The following is a 20157-nucleotide window of genomic DNA, read 5'->3' as shown; positions in this document are numbered from 1 at the left end:
CTGCCGTAACAGGCACAGTTTTTATCTGCTTATAAACCAAGGGCGACACTCATGCCGCCCCGAATTTGTTAAACGCCTGAACGGTAGTTCGGCGCTTCTTTGGAGATAGTCACATCGTGAACGTGGGATTCGCCCATACCGGCAGAAGTCACCTTGACGAACTGGGCCTTTTCACCCAATTCCTGAATGGTGGCGCAGCCTGTCAGGCCCATACAGGAGCGCAGACCGCCCATGTATTGATGGATAATCTCTTTGATTTTGCCTTTGTAGGGAACACGGCCTTCGATACCTTCAGGTACCAGTTTGTCGGCAGCGTTATCGCTCTGGAAGTAGCGATCGGAAGAGCCCTGAGACATGGCGCCCAGTGAGCCCATACCGCGGTAAGACTTATAGGCACGGCCCTTGTAGAGTTCAGTTTCACCTGGAGACTCGTCGGTACCGGCAAACATGGAACCAGCCATGATGCATGATGCACCGGCGGCCAGCGCCTTGGCCAGATCGCCGGAGAAGCGGATACCGCCATCGGCAATCACAGGGATACCCAGATGCTTAACGGCAGCAGCGGCATCGGAAACCGCAGTGATTTGCGGTACACCCACACCGGTAACGATACGGGTAGTACAGATGGAACCAGGGCCGATACCGACTTTAACCGCGTTCACACCGGCTTCTACCAGCGCCAGGGCACCTTCGGCGGTAGCCACATTGCCGCCAACGATTTGCAGATCAGGATACTTGGCACGGGTATCGCGAATACGCTGCAGTACCCCTTCAGAATGGCCGTGGGAAGAGTCAATCAAGAGTACATCGACACCGGCTTTTACCAGCGCATCAACACGTTCTTCGTTACCGGCACCGGCACCAACAGCGGCACCAACACGCAGACGACCCAGCTCATCTTTACAGGCATTGGGCTTACGCTCGGCTTTCTCGAAGTCTTTAACTGTGATCAGGCCCTTGAGCTGGAATTCATCATTCACAACCAGCACTTTTTCAATGCGGTTGGAGTGCATCAGCTTTTGTACTTCATCCAGCTTGGTGCCTTCAGGTACTGTCACCAAACGCTCTTTCGGGGTCATGATTTCAGAAACCAGGCGGTTGGTATCGGTCACGAAGCGCACGTCACGGCCGGTGATAATACCTACCAGTTCGTTGGCGTCATTGATTACCGGATAGCCGGCAAATCCGTTCTTTGCAGTTAATACCTTAAGCTCGGCCAGTGTCGTGGAAGGCTTCACTGTCACAGGCTGTTGAACCACACCTGCTTCATAGATCTTCACTTTACGAACTTCTTCGGCCTGCTGTTCAATACTCATATTCTTATGAATAAAGCCCAAGCCGCCTTCCTGCGCCATGGCGATTGCCAGACGGGCTTCGGTCACTGTGTCCATTGCAGCGGACACCAGGGGGATATTCAGTTCGATTTTGTCGGTCAGACGGGTCTTGAGATTGGCGGTATTAGGGAGAACGGTCGAGTGGGCTGGAACCAGCAGCACATCGTCAAAGGTAAGCGCTTCTTTAATTAATCGTAGCATTGCAACATCTCCCCGGGGGTCAGATTTGAAGGTGAAATATTGCGGCGGCATTATACCTTGCAACCCCGGGGTGGTAAATGGGAAAATAGAGAAAAATTCCAATTTGAACGCAAATTCCATGCCAGAGCCCAAAAAACAGGTATATACCGTCTCCCGCCTCAATGCCGAAGTTCGCGCCTTGTTGGAGGGAAACCTCGGCAGAATTTGGCTCAATGGTGAAATTTCCAACTTTGCCAGCCCAAGCTCGGGCCATTGGTATCTGACGCTCAAGGACAATCACTCACAAATTCGCTGCGCCATGTTCCGTGGCCGCAACCAGAATGTGACCTTTCGCCCGACCAACGGCCAGCAAGTGCTGGTGCGGGCAGCCCTGAGTGTGTATGAGCCAAGGGGCGATTACCAACTGCTTATCGAAACCATGCTGCCTGCCGGTGATGGCCTGCTGGCGCAGCAGTATGAAGCGCTGAAGCTGAAGCTAGCGGCCGAAGGCCTGTTCGCCGCCGATACCAAGCGGCCACTGCCGGCCAATATCCAGCGCATTGGGGTGATAACCTCTCCCACGGGCGCCGCCATTCGCGATGTACTGCATGTGCTGAAACGCCGCGATCCCTCCATCGAAGTAGTGATCTACCCCTCACAGGTTCAGGGCGGTACCGCCGCCAACCAGCTTATTGAGGCGCTCACACTAGCCAACCAGAGGCTGGAAGTGGATCTGTTACTGCTGACCCGCGGCGGTGGCAGCCTGGAAGATATGTGGTGTTTCAACGATGAAAATCTGGCTCACGCCATCTACAACAGTGCCCTGCCGGTGATTTCGGCGGTGGGCCATGAAGTGGATACCTGTATCAGTGACTATGTCGCCGATCTGCGTGCCCCTACCCCATCGGCCGCCGCCGAGCTGGTATCCCAGGATGTCGACAACAAGCGGCAAAAGCTGACCACGGCCATGGCCAGGCTGCGCCAGGGCTGGCAACACTGGCACTTGGCCAAACGCCAACAGCTGTCGCTGCTGGATCACAAGTTGCAGCGCCAGGATCCCAAGCGGCGGCTGGAGCAGTTGGTACAGCAGTTTGATGAGCAGCAACTGAGAATGACGGCCGCCATCAACAATCGCCTGCACCGGCTGGAACACAGGCAGCTGCAGCTCAAGAGCCGCCTCGAAGCTCAGAGCCCGGCCCACAAGCTGAGCCTGGAAGCCAGTAGGTTGAATTATCTCGGTCAACAGTTGCAGGACGCCATGGCCGATAAACTGAAAGAGGCCAATGCGCGCCTGGGTGCCAGCGCCCATTCGCTGGAAAGTGTCAGCCCGCTGTCGACCCTGTCCAGAGGCTACAGCATCAGCAAGAACGAAGCCGGTAAAGTCCTGGAAAACAGCCAGGACGCCGTGGTCGGCGAGCAGATGCGCACCCAATTGAAACAGGGTGCGCTGCTCTCAAGAATTGAAGCCATTATTGAGGAATAGCATCAATCAGATAAATGCTCTTCGCTGGAGAAGGGAACCGAATTGAAAATACCTATGAGTCGTTGACAGATGTTATTCCAGTTCACAGGCCCTTTATTAAACACAACTCACTGAATTAAAGTGCAATATTGGTCATCAGAAACAACAAAGCCGGGTTAAACCCGGCTTTGTTTTGCGAAAACCCTATCAGGATTTCTTGTTCTTGATGTGTGCCATCATCCGCTTGCGGCGTCTTTCCTGGCTCAGGGTCAGTTTCTCCCCTTTACCTTCAAAGGGGTTGGCCCCTTCCTGGAAGCGCAGCTGGATGGGCGTACCCACAACCTTCAGCGAGCGGCGGTAGTAGTTCATCATATAGCGCTTGTAGGAATCCGGCAGCTTGGATACCTGGTTGCCGTGTACCACCACGATAGGCGGGTTGTAACCACCGGCGTGGGCATACTTGAGCTTGACCCGGCGACCATTGACCAGAGGTGGCTGATGATCGTCCTGCGCCATCTGCATGATCTTGGTCAGCAGCGAAGTGGACACCCGTCTGGTAGCACTGTCGTAAGCTTCTTCGATGGATTCATACAGATGACCCACGCCTGTGCCATGCAGCGCCGAGATAAAGTGGATGCGGGCAAAGTCGATAAAGCCCAGACGACGGTCCAGCTCACTCTTGACCCTTTCCTTGACGTCATTGTCTATGCCGTCCCACTTGTTGACCGCAATCACCAGCGCGCGGCCGGCGTTGAGGGCAAAGCCCAGCAAGCCAAGGTCCTGCTCGGCGATACCTTCACGGGCATCGATAACCAAGAGCACCACGTTGGCGTCTTCAACCGCTTTCAGGGTTTTAATCACGGAGAATTTTTCAACGACTTCATGCACCTTGGCGCGGCGACGCACCCCGGCGGTATCTATGATGACGTACTCGCGGCCCTCCCGTTGCATCGGAATATAGATGGAGTCGCGGGTGGTGCCCGGCTCATCATAAACCACTACCCGCTCCTCACCGAGGATACGGTTGGTCAGGGTCGACTTGCCCACGTTGGGCTTGCCGATAATCGCCAGCTTGATAGGCAAGTCCTGCAGTCTGGCCTGTTCGGCTTCGGCTTCCTCTTCTGTGTATTGACGCTCGTCGACCTTCTCTTCCTCGGGCGCATCCGGGTTAATCCCCATCGCCTCGGCAAAAGGAGCCAGCGCATACTCAATCATATTGGTAACGCCGCGGCCGTGAGCCGCCGCCATCTGATACACCTCACCCAGGCCCAGGGCCCAGAATTCGGCGCAGGCGGAGTCGGCATCGATACCGTCAATCTTGTTGGCCACCACGAAGGTGGTCTTTTGCCGACTGCGAAGATGTTGGGCTATGGCCTGATCGGCCGCGGTCAAACCGGCGCGGGCATCTGTCAAAAACAGCACTACATCCGCTTCTTCGATAGCCGCCAGCGATTGCTCGGCCATCTTGGTTTCTATGCCTTCTTCGGTGCCGTCAATACCGCCGGTATCCACCAGGATGAATTCGTAACCTGACAGATAGGCACGACCGTATTTACGATCCCGCGTCAAGCCTGGGTAATCCGCCACCAGTGCATCACGGGTGCGGGTCAGACGATTGAACAGGGTCGACTTACCGACATTGGGTCGCCCTACCAGGGCCACTACAGGAATCATCTTTTTGCCTCTTTAAAACTTCTCAATAAAAAGCCCCCGGAACGCACTCCCAGGGGCTTGGCAGCATCAAAGCCTGGGATCAGGGCAGAGTTACTGTGGCAATTTTGCCATCCCGGGTCTGCAGATAGATTTTGTCGTCAACCACCAGAGGTTGACTGAACAGACCCGAGCTGTCGACCTGCACCCGACCCACAATTTGGCCGTTGCTGCGATCGATAAAGTGCAGATAACCTTCAAAGTCACCTACCACTACATAGTCCTGGAACACGGCCGGAGCAGTCAGATCCCTATTGGTCAAATCCGAGTTGCTCCACAGCTCCAGACCGTTACGTCTGTCCACTGAGTATACACGGCTGTGATCGTCCACCAGGAACAGGCTCAGGCCCGCAGTGTCCAGCTCATGGAAACTGGAATACTTACGCGACCAGACAATACGACCGCTGCGCATTTCCATGCTGACCAGGTTACCGTTGTAGCTCACCGCGTACAGGTTGTCACCCAGCAACAGCGGCGTCATATCGACATCGGCCATACGGCTGAACTCGTTGCCACCTTTAGGGGTGTAAATCGGTTGTTCCCAAGCGGGTTGACCATTGTTCTTGATAACAACAGTGACCTTGCCATCGGCCGTACCGACAAAGAAACCGCCCTGGGCATAAGCCGGAGAGCTGGTACCGCGCAGAGTCAGGTTCGGCAGGGACGCTTCATAACTCCAAAGCTTTTCACCTGTGTCGACATTGAAGGCATCCAGCGAGCCTGAGCTGCTGTTAACCACCACCATGTCTTCGGCCACTGTGGGCAAGGACAACAGCTCGCCGTCGGCTACCGCATGCCAGAGCACTTCACCGGTTTCGGCATCAAGCGCTGCCAGCAGGCCACTTTCACCACCGACAAACACCTTGTTACGGGCCGCTGTCACGCCGGATGCCAAGCGGGCACCCTTGTTCTTTTTCAGGGCGCCATCACGAAACGCCTCGCTGAAGTCTGTGCTCCAGACCTTCTCGCCGCTGGTCTCGTCAAAGGCGGTTACTTCACCGTAACGGTCGGCAACAAAGATTTTGCCGTAACGCACTGCAGGACGCAGACGGGAGTAATAATCGCCAACACCACTGCCAACCGAAGCGCTCCAGCTAACCTGTGGGAATACGCTGGCATTGATCTCCAGCAGCGGGCTCACAGGTTCTTCTTCCACATCGCTGGAAGCACAACCTGTCAGTGCGCCTATGGCCATGCCACAAGCCAAAAGGGTTTTACACCACGACTTCATTGGCCTTCCTTATGCCTGATTCAGGTTATCGAGTTTCATCTGCAGCGCCGGACTGGTCGTCACGCCACCATTTTTAACGGCTTCCTGATAGGCCAGTCTGGCCTTGTCGGTTTCGCCCTGACGCAGCAGCAGATCGCCTTTAAATTCATCTCTTTGGGTAGAAAATGCGCTGTTCTTAACCTGTTCCAGCGTGGTCAAAGCGGTAGCAACCTGGCCCTGCTCAGCCTGAATACGTGCCAAACGCAAGGTGGCAACCGCAGTCAGGGTATCGCCCGGCTTGGCGGCAATCACGGTTTTGAGTGCGGCTTCGGCCTTGGGCAGGTCGCCTGACTCAACTGCGCTTTTGGCAACAATCAGTTGCATCAGCGCCGAGTAACCGGCTTGGGCGTGCTGCTTGTCAAATTCGGCAGCGGCAGCCATCACCGCGGCTTCATCACCGCTTTGCATCAAGGCCTGATTAAAAGCCTGAGAGGCGGCTTCGGCACGTTCCACTTTGACATCGGAGTAGTAGTTCCAGCCATAGAGGCCACCCAGACCTATTACGACACCTGCGACTATCGAAGTGCCATAGTCTTTCCAGAACTGCTTGATCGCTTCGACTTGTTGTTCTTCTGTGCTGTAGATTTCCACCCGCACTTCCCCTCTAAATTATTTAATCAGTTCTGCCAAATAGTCGGCCAGGGCCTGGCGTTCAACATCCTGCTGAGCCCCATCACCCCGCAGCGGTTTCACCGCCACCTTGTTATTGGCCAGTTCGGTCTCACCGATAATCAGCGCAAAACCCGCGCCGCTCTTATCGGCTCTTTTCATCTGTTTCTTGAAGTTGCCACCACCGCAGTGACTCATCACCTTGAGCTTGGGCAGCTTCTCGCGCAGTTCCTGGGCAATTTTCATCGCCTCGATTACGCAGTCATCACCCATGGCGGTCACGTAGACATCCACTTCGGCAGCAACATCGGCGTTCAGCTTCAGGGTTTCCAGCAGCAGAACAATCCGCTCCAGTCCCATGGCAAAGCCCACTGCCGGCGTTTCTTTACCGCCAAGCTGGCTCACCAGGCCATCGTAACGACCACCGGCCAGTACTGTGCCCTGAGCGCCCAGGCTGTCGGTGACCCACTCAAATACGGTGCGGTTGTAGTAATCCAATCCGCGTACCAGGCGTGGGTTAACCCTGTATTGGATGCCAACGGCCTCCAGGAGTTCACACAAGCGGGCAAAATGTGCCTTTGAGTCTTCACCCAGGTAGTCCATCAGCGCCGGAGCATCGGCCAGCAAGGCCTGAACCTGCTGAACTTTCGAGTCCAGCACTCGCAGTGGGTTGCTGTACATGCGCCGCTGGCTGTCTTCGTCCAGCTTGTCTTTATGCTGTTCGAGGAAGGCCACCAGCGCCTCACGATAGGCTGCGCGCTCGTCGCTGTCACCCAGAGTGTTCAGCTCGAGGGAAACGTGTTCGGTCAATCCAAGCTTCTGCCACAAAGAGGCGGACAACATCAACACTTCGGCGTCAATATCGGCGCTCTTGATACCATAAACTTCAACCCCAAACTGATGGAACTGACGATAGCGCCCTTTCTGTGGCCGCTCGTGGCGGAACATGGGGCCCATATACCATAGACGTTGTTCCTGGTTGTACAGCAGGCCATGTTCGTTACCGGCACGAACTGTAGAGGCGGTGCCTTCCGGGCGCAGGGTGAGGCTGTCACCGTTGCGATCGGCGAAGGTGTACATCTCCTTCTCAACAATATCTGTCACTTCCCCTATCGAACGCTTGAACAGGTCTGTGTTCTCAACGATAGGTGTGCGGATTTCACTGTAACCGAAAGAGGCAACAGAGGCGCGCAATACCGCCTCAACTTTTTGCCATACGGGGCTTTGGGTTGGCAGAATGTCATTCATTCCGCGAATCGCTTGGATCTGTTTTGCCACTATCTCGACTCGTTTTGCTCTGGGGCTAAAAATTCAAAAATGCCAGCCATTATAGGCGCTTCACCGGCAAACGTAAAACTGGCCAGCGCTGGCCAGTTCACATTCACGTCATCAGGGATTATTCGGCTTCTTTGACTGAAATACGGTTTTCCATCATTTGCGCCTTGGCGCGAATTTTGGCTTCGAGGGCATCGACCAGATTGTCGTTGTCGAAGCGCTCTTTCTGACGCTCACCTTCATCGTAATAACCGCTCTTGCGGTTACCGCCGGTGAGGCCAATATGGGACACCAGGGCTTCGCCGGGGCCGTTGACCACACAGCCTATGATGGAGACATCCATGGCTGTGGTCACATCTTCCAGGCGCTGCTCCAGGGCGTTAACCGTGCCTATCACATCAAACTCCTGTCTTGAGCAGGATGGACAGGCGATAAAGTTAATTCCGCGGGAGCGAATGCGTAGCGACTTGAGGATATCGAAACCGACTTTGATCTCCTCTACAGGATCGGCAGCCAGCGATATTCTCAAGGTATCGCCTATGCCTTCGGCAAGCAGCATGCCCAGGCCCACTGCCGATTTAACGGCGCCGGCACGGGCGCCACCGGCTTCGGTGATCCCAAGGTGCAACGGCTGTTTAATCTGTTTCGCCAGCAAACGGTAGGACTCCACCGCCAGGAACACGTCCGATGCCTTCACCGAGACCTTGAACTGGTCGAAGTTGAGCCTATCGAGAATGTCCACATGGCGCATTGCCGATTCCAGCAAGGCTTCCGGGGTGGGCTCTTTATATTTGTCCATCAAGTCTTTTTCGAGACTACCGCCGTTTACCCCGATACGGATGGGGATATTTTTGTCACGGGCAGACTCAACCACGGCGCGAATGCGTTCTTCATTGCCTATGTTGCCTGGATTAATACGCAGACAGTCGGCGCCGTATTCCGCCACTTTAAGGGCGATGCGGTAGTCGAAATGGATATCGGCCACCAGCGGCACCTTGACCTGCTGTTTGATAAGCTTGAACGCTTCGGCGGCATCCATGGTAGGCACAGACACCCGCACGATATCGGCGCCTACGGTTTCCAGCGCCCGAATTTGCGCCACTGTGGCTTCTATATCTGTAGTGCGGGTATTGGTCATCGACTGCACTGCGATGGGAGCGCCATCACCAATGGGCACATTGCCGACATAGATGCGGGTGGAAGGACGGCGTTTTATGGGATTTTCACTGTACATCGTATTCTGCTCTGTTGACTCGGCGCCCTGTGGGCGCCACTTCAATTATCCTGCTTGATGCTATTATGCCTGTGGCAGGGTCAGTCTGGCTACCCGACCGTTGGGGAAATCGGCAAGGCTCACTGCCTGGCCGTTAAATGTCAGGCTAACTGTCTGCGGCGCGCCCAAGACCAGTTTAAAAGGCGCTTTACCCTGTACATTGATGCTTTGTCCTGGCGATCTCAGACCATCTATCAGAGTCTTGCCGTTGGCATCTGTGAGTTTGATCCAGCAGTCACCGTTAAGCTCAATACCGACCGAAGCCTGCGCCGGGTCAGCTACCGGCTCCAGCTCTGCCGCCTCGACGCCGGCGATAGCACCACTGGTGTTGTTCTCGGCACTGTCTGTCTCTATTTCAGCGCTCTCAGTATCACTCTCGCTTTCCAAGACTGGGTTTGATGCCGCAGAGGCGCCCGGCTCATTATCCGGCAGTACATCAACGGGCTGCTGCGACGTGTCCTGTTGTTCCATTTGTGCCTGACGTGATTCAAACTCTCTGGCCTGCTGCACCTCTTCTGCCGTCGGTTTGGAAAAGTCGACATCGGAAACCACAGAAGGCTTTTGCAGCCACCACACCACCAGCAGAGCCAGCAGCAGAAAACCGATTAGGTAAGTCACCAGCATCAAACGGCTGTCGGTAGCCTGACGGCTGGTCTTGCGCGAAAAGCTCTGCATCGCAGGTTCAGTCACCTTGGGGACCTGCCGAGCCAAACAAGCGTTAATGGCTTCTTTGTCTACATCCAATATGCGGGCATAGTTCTTCACGTAGCCGCGGACATAGGTGGAGGAATCGATATTGCTGAAACAATCGGCTTCAATATCGGCCACAATACAGGGACGCAAATGCAGCCTGGTAGCCGCATCTTCTATAGTGATACCTTTTTGTTCGCGTGCGCTTTTCAGTAATGACCCGAGCGTATCCTCTTGCCCGGGAACCTTTTGGCTCTCGTCTTCATCCTTGTTGACTTGGTTATTCAACTCTGTCATCAGTGCATACTTGCCCGGTATTGTTTGGCCTGGGGAGACGCTGGAAATTTGGCCTGCAGCAGTATTCCGTAACGCTTGGCGGCCGCGTCATCATTTAACCCTTGCTCAATGCTAATGCCCAACGCCAAACTCTCCGCTGTTTCGGGAATCACCCTATGAAGGCGTTCCAACTGCACTCTGGCCGCGGCGTAGTTATGGGCGTCAAGCTCCAATTCTGTCAGTTCCAGTAATGAGACCTGTCTTCTGGGCTCATACTTTAGCGCCATCTCAAAATAGTGTCGCGCTTTTTCTATTTCCCCGGCATCCCGGCTGCAAATACCCAGGTTTTCATAGCTGGAGGCAGTGCGGGTATATCTGGGGTTGTCGATTGCCTTCAGGAACATCTTCTCTGCCTTGGCATATTTCTTCTGCTGGCAGAGAAATACCCCAAAGTTGTTCATCGAGTCGCCGCTGGCATTGCGGGTATCTATGGCGGCTTCATAGGCTTGCTCAGCCTTCACCGCTTCACCCACGGTTTGATAGTAATAGGCCATGGCAATATGCACTTCCTCAAGATGAGGGGCGTATTCCATGGCCTTGTCGAGATTAAATTTGGCTTGTTGGGAGTTACCCTTTTGCAGATAGGTCAGGCCTAACTGCGTCCGTTCCTTGGCGGCGGCAATTTTATCAAACTGGCGTTCCGAGACCGGAATGTCCGTGCCGGCATAAGTTCGCTCGGTCACACATCCGGGCAACGTGGCCCCGAGCAGTAACGCGAGCGCTAAACCTGGCAATCCGTGCTTCATTGGCAAACCTATAAATCTGGACAAACAAAGAGTTAATCCATTGTGACCGAAATTTGATTGGCTTGCATGCGTTTTTTCGCCAGACGCTTGGTTCTGTCACGTATATCCCCGGCCAACTGGCCACAGGCGGCATCGATATCATCGCCGCGGGTCTTACGCACTATCACGGTAAGGCCGTATTCCATAAGCACTTTGGCAAACCTGTCGATACGGGAGTTGGAAGAACGCCCGTAAGGAGAGCCAGGATAAGGATTGAACGGGATAAGGTTGACCTTGCAAGGGGTATCCTTCATCAACTTGGCCAGCTCATGGGCTTGCTCTGTGCTGTCATTGATATGATCCAGCATCACATATTCCAGCGTGACCCGGCCGCGGTTGGCGTTGGACTTGGCGATATAACGACGAATAGCAGCCAGGAATTCGTTGAGCGGATACTTCTTGTTGATAGGCACCAGCTCGTTACGCAGCTCGTCATTGGGGGCATGGATACTGACCGCCAGCGCCACATCGAGGGCGTCGCCCAGTTTATCCAGCGCCGGTACTACGCCGGATGTGGAAACCGTTACCCGCCGTTTGGACAGGGCAAAACCAAAGTCATCCAGCATGATATCCATCGCCGGGATCACGTTGGCCAGGTTCAGCAAGGGTTCACCCATGCCCATCATCACCACATTGGTGACCGGGCGCTCACCGGTTTCCTTCTGGAAGCCGAGGAAATGGGATACCCGCCAGATCTGGCCGATAATTTCAGATACTGTCAGGTTACGGTTAAAGCCCTGCTGCGCAGTGGAGCAGAAAGTACATTCCAGCGCACACCCCACCTGAGATGAAATACACAGAGTCGCCCTATCATCTTCAGGAATATAGACGGTTTCCACTTCCTGACCTTCGCCGACATTGATGGCAAACTTGATGGTGCCATCGGCCGATTTCTGATAGCTGGAGATCTCCGGCGCCACCACTTCACAGCGCTCTTTCAGCTTGGCCCGCAGGTGCTTGTTGATGTTGGTCATCTGGTCAAAGTCACTGATCCCGAAGTGATACAACCACTTCATCAGCTGTTCGGCACGAAACGGCTTATCGCCCAACTCGACGAAAAGCTCACGCATTGCCTTACGATCAAGATCCAAAAGATTGATCTTTTTTTCACTCATTTGACTTACCTCAACACCAAAACCTGCAGCAGGGCGGCGAATTATACAGATAGGCCGCCACTATAGCCAGTAATTCAGCGGATCCCCTTATACCCGACTTTCGCTCTACCGAGCAGAAAATTAAGCTTCAGCTCACAAGCTCTATGATAGAATAGCGCTGGGCTAATGTTGGCCTTTGCATCGGAGTGATAATTCCCCCCTTATGCTAACGCTTATCGTTATTGTATTGGTCGCCATCGGCGTCTCTTTTCTCTGTAGTGTGTTTGAAGCCGTGCTGCTTTCGGTGACTCCCAGCTATATTGCGTCGCTGCGCCAGTCCAACCCGGATGCTGCCGAACGTCTTCAAAAACAGAAAGACAATGTCGAATCTCCCCTGGTCGCTATTTTGACACTCAACACCATAGCCCATACCGTAGGTGCGGCCGTGGCCGGTGCTCAGGCTGCCAAAGTGTTTGGCGATGAGATGTTGGGGGTATTCTCCGGGGTACTGACCTTCCTCATTCTGTTCTTTTCCGAAATCATCCCCAAAACCATAGGTGCCAACTACTGGCGAGCCATGGCCCCCAGTGTGTCTGTGGCTCTGGTGTGGATGGAACGCATCACCCTGCCGCTTATCTGGATGTCCAATAAGGTTACCCGTTTGCTCGGCAAAGGTGACTCTGGCCAGTATATCCGTCAGGAAATGAGCGCCATGGCCAAAATAGGCCATGAATCCGGTGAACTGGATGAACAGGAAAGCAAAATTCTGACTCAGATGCTGAGCGTCAAGGAGATGCCGGTTACCGCCATCATGACTCCAAGAACCGTGATGTTCACTCTGCCGGCCGCCCTGACTCAACATGAATTTGTCAGCCAGCATATCAATAAGCCTTTTACCCGGGTGCCTATTTTCGACAAGGATCACGACGACATCATAGGCTATGTGAACCGTACCGATGTGCTGCTGAGTGAGCGGGATAATCCCGATGCGCCCCTTGGGAACCTCAAGCGCAATTTGGTGATAGTGCCGGAAACCGCCCGCATCCTGCCGCTGTTTGAGCTGATGATAAAACGCAACGCTCAGATAGCCATGGTGGTGGACGAGTACGGCAGTGGTCAGGGGCTGGTGACACTGGAAGACATAATCGAATCCTTGCTGGGGCTGGAGATTGTCGATATCAATGACCCGGCCACCGACATGCAGCAACTGGCAAGGCGACTTTGGAAACGCCGCATGAAAGATAAGGGGATCCGACTCTCGGATGACAGAGAGCCGGTCACTGACTCCCAAGGGCTCTGATTTCAGAATATTAATTCAGTGCTTTAATACAGGTGTCATCCAAGTGGGAGATAGTTTGACAGGCTAACGACCCACCCATCAATACAGTCATCATTTTGGGGGAGCTTGAGCTCCCCCTTTTTCATCGGCCTCTGGAGGTGTACAATCCCCGCTCGCAGAATGAGGATGATATGCACACAGATTATGTTTTAAGACTTGCCCATCTCAACGATACCCACTCACACTTGGATCCCTGCCGGGTTCAGTTCAAGATTGACTCTCAGGGACGCGAGTTTGATCTTCACAGCCACAGTGGTGGCTACGCGCGGATCTCGGCTCAGGTCAAGGCCGCAAGAGACGCTGCCCAAGCACAAAACCAGCCTTTTATCCTGCTCCACGGCGGCGATTGTTTCCAGGGCACCTTGTATTACAGCCAGTTCAAAGGCCGGGCCAACGCCAAACTGCTGAAGATGTTGGCACCCGATGCCATGGTCATAGGCAACCATGATATTGACGATGGCAACGCTCTGCTGGCCGGCTTTATCAAAGAGGTCGGCTTCCCTGTGCTGGCGGCCAATATGGATCTCAGCGGCGAAGCTGAAGATAAGCCCGGGCGTCTTCGAGGGCTGGCCAACCTCTATGATCTGGATACCGCCTCAGGTATCGGCCGCAGCCTGATAAAGCCTTTCCACGACAAGCAACTGGCCATAGTCGGTATTACTCTGGATCAAATGAAAGCCATCGCCAGGCCGGATCCCGATACCGAGTTTGCCGATGCCTTTGCCACTACCAGGAAGACTGTTGAAGCCCTCAGGGCCAAAGGCATAGTGCACATCATAGTGCTGAGTCACTTAGGGTTGGAGCAAGACAGATTACTGGCCGAAACCATCCCCGGGATCAGCCTGATAGTCGGCGGTCACACCCATACCCTGATGGGTGATTTCCGCGGTTTTGGCCTGCCATGCCTGCCCTATGGTGAAAGTGTCAACGGCGTGCCTATCCTCCATGCCGGCAAACATGCCGAAACCCTGGGGCTCGCCGACATTCAGTTCGATGATGCAGGCCGAGTGACCCGGCTCGAAGGCAGTAACATCTTTATGCTGGACAGTCAGTTTCTGCTGAGCGGCCCACAGGCTGCCACCGAAGCCGACTATCAAGCCGCCAAGGCGATATTGGAACAACACCCAGGGATCCACTGGGATGATTACGATGAAGCCATGGAGCAAGTGATTGCCAACGAGTTCCGCCCGGCGATCAGCAGCATGGAAAATCAGGTGCTGGCTCTGGTACCCAAGGCCCTGGTACATACCCGTCTGCCAAGCCGCACCCTGCCCCACGGCAGTGAAATTGCCCCCTGGGTCAGCCGCAGCATGTTTCTGGAGTCCAGAGCCAAAGACCAAAGAGTGGACTTTGCGCTGCATAACGCCGGCGGCGTGCGTCAATCTGTACCCCAGGGGCAGTTGACCAAAGCCGACGTGCTCGGGCGCCTGTTGCCGTTTGAATTGCCGCTGGTTAAATATGAAATTGCCGGTGAACACCTCTACCAGGCGCTGGAGTCGGCCATCAACGCCGCCACCAACAACGGCGTGCGTGGCACCGGCGCCGGCAGTTTCCCCTATACCTATGGGCTGAGATATTTCTATGATGGCCGCAAAGAGCAGGGAGAAAGGCTATTGCGGCTGGAGCTGCTGCGGGCCAATGGGCAGTGGCAAGCACTGGCGCCGGAGCGGCACTATATTGGGGTGTCCACCTGTTACACCACAGCCGGGAAAGAGGGCTATGAACCCCTGCTGCAAGCCCGCTGGCAGGAATCCATGCCGTCGCTGACATTGCCGGGCGCCTTCATCAACTTCCTGAAAAAGGCCCCCAAACTGGATGAGTTGCTATTGCCCCATGTGCACTATACCAGCCACAGGGCCGAGGCCGCCGGCGAATAGACCGGCCGCCATTCAGAGCGGTTATGCCTCGTCCCTTTTTTTGACAAAGCACCATTCAAGGTCATCAGCCTGCATGCTAAACCCAGGTTATAAGCCATTTTATAGACTGCTTCATAAACCACGTTATAAACTGCTTTATAAGCCAAAGTCACTGCCTTGCAGGCGCTCGGCAAACCAGCCAAGCGCCTTTCCCATCTCCCCTTTTCGCCAGGCCATGTAGATGGGCAGAGAAGGCCTGGGCAAGGCCACTTCGCGCTGCACCAACTCACCTTTGGCCAATGCCTCCCGGATCAAATGCAGCGGCAAAAAGCCCACCCCTATTCCCATCTTCTGTGCGGTGATCTTGGCTTCCATCGACGACACCCGGATAAGCTGGCGACTGTCAAACACCCCACTGGAGCGCTGACTCAAGGAGCGCGAGGTATCGGCCACTATGATGGATGGAAATTGCAACAAGGCTTCAGAGGCTATCTCTGTGTCAAATTGCGCCAAGGGATGCTCAGGCGCCACAACAAACACAAACTCCAGCTCACCAAGCTTTTGCAGTTCATACTGACCTCTTGGCAATTCACCCGTGACGCCTATGGCGATATCGGCGCGGTTGGAATAAAGCGCATCCCAGCCGCCGCCAAGGGCCTCATGGGTCACGCTGACGGTGAGCTGTTTACCCAGCTCGGTGAATTCTTTAATTAATGAAAGCAGCGGCGCCTGTGGCAAGACGGTATCCAGCGCCAGTGTCAGTTGCGCCTCCCAGCCGGTTTCCAATTGCCTCACGGCATCCTCAAGCCGGGCGGTGGCCGCCAGGATCTCCCGCCCCTGGGCCAACACCAAACGCCCCACTTCGGTAAGTTGAGCCCGAGTGCCCTTACGTTCAAATAATCTGCTTCCCAGCTCGCTCTCCAGCTTTTGAACCTGATAGGTCAAGGCAGATGGCACCTTGAAAAGCGCCTCGGCCGCTGCCGAAAAACTACCTTTTTTATCTATAGCATCCAATACTTTAAGCGCATCCAGGCTAATGACAGAGTGCATGATAAAACCTATGTTCAATTTTTTTGAAATTCAATATCAAAATGTTCCGATTTTCAGCCACAAAGGTCAAGGATAAACTGCACAGCAACTGGACAGGAAAGCCTATCCACCCTATTCAAATTCATTGAGGACACCATTATGAAAGACCTGATTATTAAACTGCTCCGCACCGATGCCGGTTTCGCTCCTCTGGCGCTGCGCCTGCCTATAGGTATCACTTTTATGGCTCACGGCGCCCAGAAGCTCTTTGGCTGGTTCGGCGGTTACGGCCTGGAGGGCACAGGACAATGGATGGCCTCTATCGGCCTGACTCCCGGATATTTGATGGCACTGATGGCCGGCTCCAGTGAATTTTTCGGTGGTCTGCTGCTTATCATAGGTCTGTTGATTCGCCCCACTTCCGCGGTGTTGGCATTCACCATGTTGATGGCGATAGTCACAGTGCACCTGGACAACGGCTTGTTTATGTCCAACAACGGTTACGAGTTTGGTCTGGCATTGCTGGCCGCCACTGTATCCCTGGCGATTTCCGGCGCCGGTAAAATGTCCATCGACAGCATGATTGCCCGCAAGACACATTAATTCTTGCAAAGCACACATCTTGCTTTAAGCCATTCACTGCTTACAGGCCTTGCATCCTGGCCTGTAAGTCCGTGAAGAGCACACAAAAGACTTGTCTGCACCTTCCCAGCAGGAGAACTGAATTATGATTTATGTACGTCATGCCGACGAACGCGGCCGGGCCGACTTCGGCTGGCTCAAGAGCCAACACAGTTTTTCATTCGGCAACTATTATGATCCAAGATTTATGGGGGTCTCTGCCCTGAGGGTCATCAATGATGACAGAGTCGCGCCAAGCGCCGGCTTTGATACCCACGGCCACAAGGATATGGAGATCATCAGCTATGTGATTTCCGGCACCATAGCCCATAAAGACAGCTTTGGTCACGTGAAAACCCTGCCGGCCGGTGAGTTCCAACTTATGTCTGCCGGCACGGGGATCTATCACAGTGAGTACAATGCCTCGGCAACTGAACCACTGCATTTCCTGCAGATCTGGATCCAACCTAGCAGCCTGGGTGGCACCCCGGGTTATCAGCAAAAAGCCTTTGCCCAGAGTTCGGCCCTGACCCCGGTCGTCACTCCCGATGGCCGCGATGGCACCCTGTCCATCAAACAGGACGCCAGCGTCTACCGCCTGGAGCTGACCGCTGCCGAGCAGACGAGCTTCAAGCTGGCAAAGGGACGCAACTTTTATGCTCAAGTGGTGGAAGGAGAGCTGCAATTGGCAGGTGAAACCCTGCAAAGTGGCGATGGCATTCACATCAACGAACTTGAGGAGTTTGCCATCAAGGCCGGCAACAAGAGTGCCGTCGCCCTGGTGTTTGATTTGCCATAACAAGCAGCATTTCTTGGCGTTTGTCCATAGGCCGCCCTTGGAACTTCATTTGGGTGATTTTCCAGGGCGGCTTGGGTTATAACTGCAGCAGCATACTGAAATTGGTCAGCACTTCCCCGTGGCGTTGATGCTGATTGCGCTTCAAGGTTGTAAAGCCCTGCTTGCCGAAAAACGCTTTGGCATAGAAAGAAGCCTCTACCCTCAAACACTGCACCTCGGAATCGACGGCGTATCTCAATAGCTGCCGGTAGAGCTCGGCGGCAATCCCCCGGCGCTGGGCATTGGGGTGAGTAAAAAGGCAGTCTATCTCGGCTTCACCCGGCGCATTCAAAGGCTTTAGGTTAATAAATCCGAGCAAATTGCGACCATCTTCGGCAACCCAGAGCGCCGTCCCCTGCAAACGATTCCGCCACTCATCTTCGCTGCGCTGTGCAGGTGACCAGGCCTGGCATTGCGCCTGGCTGTAATGCTCTGTGCTGGCGTTTACCACCAGATGAAACAGCTCGGCGATGGCCGCGCTGTCCTCGGGGCGACCTTGGCGAACAATAAAGCCGTGCTCGGCTTGAATGGGCGTTTGTGAAATCATAGGCGGCTTAGCTCTTGTGCTCCAAAGGCGGCAGTATCAGCTTCATAAAGTAGCTGCCGAACATTTGGCCGGATTTTTCCTGGTAGCTTTTGTGATGCAAACGAAACCCGGCCCGTTCAAACACAGGTTTGGACAGTGCCGAAGCATCTGTTGTCAGGTGATGATAGCCTTGGGTGAGTGCCCACTTCTTTGCGGCTTCAAGCAAGGATGAGGCAACACCCTGACGCTGGCTATCGGGCGCCACATAAAGGCAGGCGATGTAACCTCGCTCACGGAAGGTGGTCTCCAGCAACACAAAGCCGACACATTGAGGACTTTGCTCGCTGCCCTTGAGCATCACCCAGGCCTGAGCCCGTTTGAGCCTTAGCTGCCAGTATCGCCCCGAGCGCGGCGCCGCCGACCAAGCCAGACGCTGAGCCGCGCTATAGCGGGCATCATCTATGGCAGTAACGGCACTGTGGTAGAGATTGGCTATCTGCTCCCCCAAGTGCCTGTGACGAGAATGAGAGTAAACCTCTACCCGCAACATGAGAATTGGTACCAACACAGTTGAATTGCAGGCATTTTGCCCGACATTTGTGCTCAGGCAAAGCCCTTAAGCGCAAATAAAAAAGCCGCGAACAGAGTCGCGACTTTAACAGAGAGTGGATGAAATCACTTCTTATCGATTTCACCAACAAACATCAGCTTGTCAAAAGTCCGGTTGAGGGTCTTGCTGGTGAAGTTGGTCATCCACATCTGCTCGGTAACCTGCACCTTATCACCCTTGGCCACCGCTACCTGAGGGCCTGCCGCCCAGAATGTCTTATCGGCTTCTTTAATCTGCACATAGGTATAACCGCCACTGTTCATGGTGTCGACCACTGTGCCTTCATGTACCGCACCTTGCGCCCAGGCTGAAGATATACCCAGAGCCAAAGCCGCGGTCGCCAAGATCTTTGCCAATTTTGCCATTGTCTGTTGCTTCCTGTTGTCGTTGGAAATACTGCGCCATTAAAACATGTGTTATTTCATAAATCGCTAATAGGGTTCACACTTTTGACAGCTTCACGGACGTAGTAAGGGCCGCAGCATAGACTCAAGTCCATTGAGCTTCACCTCATAGATAAGCGCCAATTGCTGCCCAAGTTTGCCCTCGGGGAACCCCTTGGAGTGAAACCACACCAGATAAGGCTCGGGAAGCTCCAATAACTTGCGTCCGGCGTACTTGCCAAAGGGCATGGTCTGATTGATGGCTTCCAACAACTGCTGTTCCGGCTGCATCTTCTCTCCGTTTCAGGCTAAATTTGCCAGTATACTCCGGAAAAGTAAACTTGAGTGGAAAGCAGGCCAATCTGCGCGGTTCATAAAAGCAGGATTAATCAATTTTGGACGAACAAAGATGAAAATTGGTGAACTGGCACAGAAAACCGGCCTGGCTCCCCGCGGATCCGCTTCTATGAACGTATTGGGCTACTGAATGACAAGGCTAAGCGCAGCCTCATCTACACCCCGGATGCCAGCCGGGCGACGGCGCTGCCGGGTAATACCCAGGACGCCTATGGCCAAACCTTGCATCTTCCCTGCGACTATAACCTTTTGACCTTCCAAGAGTTCATCTCTCTGGCTGCAGAAACTGCTCAAGGCACATATAGGCAAGACGGTGACAGGGCCCGATGGAGCAGCAAGGGCAAAGTTGCCGACCTTTGTCTGGGGTGAAGTCAGTAATGCGCAAGGGGAGCGGCGCACAGCGAGGATAAAAACTGCCAATGGTTATAGTCTGACGGTTTTTGGTTCGCTGGCGGTTGTGGATTATCTGCTGCAGCATAATCATGATGGCGGCAGTTATACGCCATCACAACTCATGGGCGCCGACTTGATAACTCGATTACCGCACTCGGGTGAGCTGCAGCTGATTTAGGCTTTTAAT

The 20157-nt window shown here is 54.3% G+C and carries 20 protein-coding genes; 6 read left to right on the top strand and 14 right to left on the bottom strand.

The window, feature by feature from the left end:
- Nucleotides 1-68: 68 nt before the first annotated feature.
- Complete coding sequence (gene guaB / locus ACWAU4_RS08145; protein WP_025009769.1) at nucleotides 69-1535, bottom strand: IMP dehydrogenase; 1467 nt, start codon at nucleotides 1533-1535, stop codon at nucleotides 69-71.
- 118 nt (nucleotides 1536-1653) lie between these two features.
- Between guaB and xseA the strand changes: the two genes are divergently transcribed.
- Entirely contained in the window at nucleotides 1654-2997 is a 1344-nt protein-coding gene (gene xseA, locus ACWAU4_RS08140; RefSeq protein ID WP_208125722.1) for an exodeoxyribonuclease VII large subunit, read from the top strand.
- A 186-nt stretch (nucleotides 2998-3183) separates the two neighbouring features.
- Here xseA and der read toward each other — a convergent pair whose 3' ends face one another.
- The 8 genes from der to ACWAU4_RS08100 form a co-directional block, all read right to left on the bottom strand.
- A complete protein-coding gene (gene der / locus ACWAU4_RS08135) occupies nucleotides 3184-4650 on the bottom strand; it encodes a ribosome biogenesis GTPase Der (protein WP_039035069.1) in 1467 nt (488 codons plus the stop codon).
- Between the two features lie 79 nt (nucleotides 4651-4729).
- Nucleotides 4730-5917 carry an outer membrane protein assembly factor BamB gene (gene bamB / locus ACWAU4_RS08130; RefSeq protein WP_028779197.1) on the bottom strand — a complete coding sequence of 396 codons (1188 nt, stop codon included), beginning with the start codon at nucleotides 5915-5917 and terminating at the stop codon, nucleotides 4730-4732.
- 9 nt (nucleotides 5918-5926) lie between these two features.
- Nucleotides 5927-6547, bottom strand: coding sequence for a YfgM family protein (locus ACWAU4_RS08125; protein WP_144439011.1), 621 nt, complete (start codon nucleotides 6545-6547; stop codon nucleotides 5927-5929).
- 18 nt (nucleotides 6548-6565) lie between these two features.
- Nucleotides 6566-7843 (bottom strand): histidine--tRNA ligase, encoded by a 1278-nt coding sequence (gene hisS / locus ACWAU4_RS08120; protein ID WP_144219985.1) that lies wholly within the window; start codon nucleotides 7841-7843, stop codon nucleotides 6566-6568.
- 118 nt (nucleotides 7844-7961) lie between these two features.
- Nucleotides 7962-9074 carry a flavodoxin-dependent (E)-4-hydroxy-3-methylbut-2-enyl-diphosphate synthase gene (ispG, locus tag ACWAU4_RS08115; protein ID WP_025009764.1) on the bottom strand — a complete coding sequence of 371 codons (1113 nt, stop codon included), beginning with the start codon at nucleotides 9072-9074 and terminating at the stop codon, nucleotides 7962-7964.
- 63 nt (nucleotides 9075-9137) lie between these two features.
- Nucleotides 9138-10100, bottom strand: coding sequence for a RodZ domain-containing protein (locus ACWAU4_RS08110; protein WP_208125721.1), 963 nt, complete (start codon nucleotides 10098-10100; stop codon nucleotides 9138-9140).
- Entirely contained in the window at nucleotides 10100-10885 is a 786-nt protein-coding gene (gene pilW / locus ACWAU4_RS08105; protein WP_028779192.1) for a type IV pilus biogenesis/stability protein PilW, read from the bottom strand. Before pilW ends, ACWAU4_RS08110 begins: the two co-directional genes overlap by 1 nt.
- Nucleotides 10886-10917: 32 nt before the next feature.
- Nucleotides 10918-12039, bottom strand: a complete 1122-nt coding sequence (locus ACWAU4_RS08100; RefSeq protein ID WP_025009762.1) for a bifunctional tRNA (adenosine(37)-C2)-methyltransferase TrmG/ribosomal RNA large subunit methyltransferase RlmN — start codon at nucleotides 12037-12039, stop codon at nucleotides 10918-10920.
- Nucleotides 12040-12241: 202 nt separating this feature from the next.
- Between ACWAU4_RS08100 and ACWAU4_RS08095 the strand changes: the two genes are divergently transcribed.
- Entirely contained in the window at nucleotides 12242-13318 is a 1077-nt protein-coding gene (locus ACWAU4_RS08095; RefSeq protein WP_025887502.1) for a CNNM domain-containing protein, read from the top strand.
- Between the two features lie 170 nt (nucleotides 13319-13488).
- Entirely contained in the window at nucleotides 13489-15234 is a 1746-nt protein-coding gene (locus ACWAU4_RS08090; protein ID WP_144190942.1) for a bifunctional metallophosphatase/5'-nucleotidase, read from the top strand.
- 135 nt (nucleotides 15235-15369) lie between these two features.
- On the opposite strand, the gene ACWAU4_RS08085 is transcribed toward ACWAU4_RS08090, so the two are convergent.
- Nucleotides 15370-16263, bottom strand: a complete 894-nt coding sequence (locus tag ACWAU4_RS08085; protein WP_045282556.1) for a LysR family transcriptional regulator — start codon at nucleotides 16261-16263, stop codon at nucleotides 15370-15372.
- A 138-nt stretch (nucleotides 16264-16401) separates the two neighbouring features.
- Between ACWAU4_RS08085 and ACWAU4_RS08080 the strand changes: the two genes are divergently transcribed.
- Nucleotides 16402-16845: a DoxX family protein gene (locus tag ACWAU4_RS08080; RefSeq protein WP_096141373.1), complete on the top strand. Its 444-nt coding sequence runs from the start codon at nucleotides 16402-16404 to the stop codon at nucleotides 16843-16845.
- A 124-nt stretch (nucleotides 16846-16969) separates the two neighbouring features.
- The gene (locus ACWAU4_RS08075) at nucleotides 16970-17662 is read left to right on the top strand and encodes a pirin family protein (protein ID WP_208125720.1); all 693 of its coding nucleotides are present in this window, start codon (nucleotides 16970-16972) and stop codon (nucleotides 17660-17662) included.
- A 76-nt stretch (nucleotides 17663-17738) separates the two neighbouring features.
- Here the strand turns inward: ACWAU4_RS08075 and ACWAU4_RS08070 are convergent, their stop codons facing one another.
- The 4 genes from ACWAU4_RS08070 to ACWAU4_RS08055 all read right to left on the bottom strand — a co-directional run bounded on the left by ACWAU4_RS08070 (nucleotide 17739) and on the right by ACWAU4_RS08055 (nucleotide 19511).
- On the bottom strand, nucleotides 17739-18248 hold the full coding sequence (locus ACWAU4_RS08070; RefSeq protein ID WP_109248397.1) for a GNAT family N-acetyltransferase: 510 nt from the start codon (nucleotides 18246-18248) through the stop codon (nucleotides 17739-17741).
- Nucleotides 18249-18255: 7 nt separating this feature from the next.
- Nucleotides 18256-18795, bottom strand: a complete 540-nt coding sequence (locus tag ACWAU4_RS08065) for a GNAT family N-acetyltransferase (RefSeq protein ID WP_231473479.1) — start codon at nucleotides 18793-18795, stop codon at nucleotides 18256-18258.
- 107 nt (nucleotides 18796-18902) lie between these two features.
- Nucleotides 18903-19202: a hypothetical protein gene (locus tag ACWAU4_RS08060; RefSeq protein WP_025009756.1), complete on the bottom strand. Its 300-nt coding sequence runs from the start codon at nucleotides 19200-19202 to the stop codon at nucleotides 18903-18905.
- A 93-nt stretch (nucleotides 19203-19295) separates the two neighbouring features.
- Nucleotides 19296-19511, bottom strand: a complete 216-nt coding sequence (locus tag ACWAU4_RS08055) for a DUF3820 family protein (RefSeq protein WP_028779188.1) — start codon at nucleotides 19509-19511, stop codon at nucleotides 19296-19298.
- A 412-nt stretch (nucleotides 19512-19923) separates the two neighbouring features.
- On the opposite strand from ACWAU4_RS08055, the gene ACWAU4_RS08050 reads away from it, so the two are divergent.
- The gene (locus ACWAU4_RS08050) at nucleotides 19924-20148 is read left to right on the top strand and encodes a hypothetical protein (RefSeq protein ID WP_144439006.1); all 225 of its coding nucleotides are present in this window, start codon (nucleotides 19924-19926) and stop codon (nucleotides 20146-20148) included.
- Nucleotides 20149-20157: the final 9 nt, after the last annotated feature.

The sequence above is a fragment of the Shewanella sp. FeAMO genome (genome assembly GCF_053653955.1).
The sequence above is the reverse complement of the archived record's forward strand: the minus strand, read 5'-3'. Positions and strand labels throughout refer to the sequence as shown.

Coding starts and splice junctions, on each gene's coding strand:
- guaB (WP_025009769.1), bottom strand. CDS start 1,535: ATGCTACGATTAATTAAAGAAGCGCTTACCTTTGACGATGTGCTGCTG.
- xseA (WP_208125722.1), top strand. CDS start 1,654: ATGCCAGAGCCCAAAAAACAGGTATATACCGTCTCCCGCCTCAATGCC.
- der (WP_039035069.1), bottom strand. CDS start 4,650: ATGATTCCTGTAGTGGCCCTGGTAGGGCGACCCAATGTCGGTAAGTCG.
- bamB (WP_028779197.1), bottom strand. CDS start 5,917: ATGAAGTCGTGGTGTAAAACCCTTTTGGCTTGTGGCATGGCCATAGGC.
- ispG (WP_025009764.1), bottom strand. CDS start 9,074: ATGTACAGTGAAAATCCCATAAAACGCCGTCCTTCCACCCGCATCTAT.
- ACWAU4_RS08110 (WP_208125721.1), bottom strand. CDS start 10,100: ATGACAGAGTTGAATAACCAAGTCAACAAGGATGAAGACGAGAGCCAA.
- pilW (WP_028779192.1), bottom strand. CDS start 10,885: ATGAAGCACGGATTGCCAGGTTTAGCGCTCGCGTTACTGCTCGGGGCC.
- ACWAU4_RS08100 (WP_025009762.1), bottom strand. CDS start 12,039: ATGAGTGAAAAAAAGATCAATCTTTTGGATCTTGATCGTAAGGCAATG.
- ACWAU4_RS08095 (WP_025887502.1), top strand. CDS start 12,242: ATGCTAACGCTTATCGTTATTGTATTGGTCGCCATCGGCGTCTCTTTT.
- ACWAU4_RS08090 (WP_144190942.1), top strand. CDS start 13,489: ATGCACACAGATTATGTTTTAAGACTTGCCCATCTCAACGATACCCAC.
- ACWAU4_RS08085 (WP_045282556.1), bottom strand. CDS start 16,263: ATGCACTCTGTCATTAGCCTGGATGCGCTTAAAGTATTGGATGCTATA.
- ACWAU4_RS08080 (WP_096141373.1), top strand. CDS start 16,402: ATGAAAGACCTGATTATTAAACTGCTCCGCACCGATGCCGGTTTCGCT.
- ACWAU4_RS08075 (WP_208125720.1), top strand. CDS start 16,970: ATGATTTATGTACGTCATGCCGACGAACGCGGCCGGGCCGACTTCGGC.
- ACWAU4_RS08070 (WP_109248397.1), bottom strand. CDS start 18,248: ATGATTTCACAAACGCCCATTCAAGCCGAGCACGGCTTTATTGTTCGC.
- ACWAU4_RS08060 (WP_025009756.1), bottom strand. CDS start 19,202: ATGGCAAAATTGGCAAAGATCTTGGCGACCGCGGCTTTGGCTCTGGGT.
- ACWAU4_RS08055 (WP_028779188.1), bottom strand. CDS start 19,511: ATGCAGCCGGAACAGCAGTTGTTGGAAGCCATCAATCAGACCATGCCC.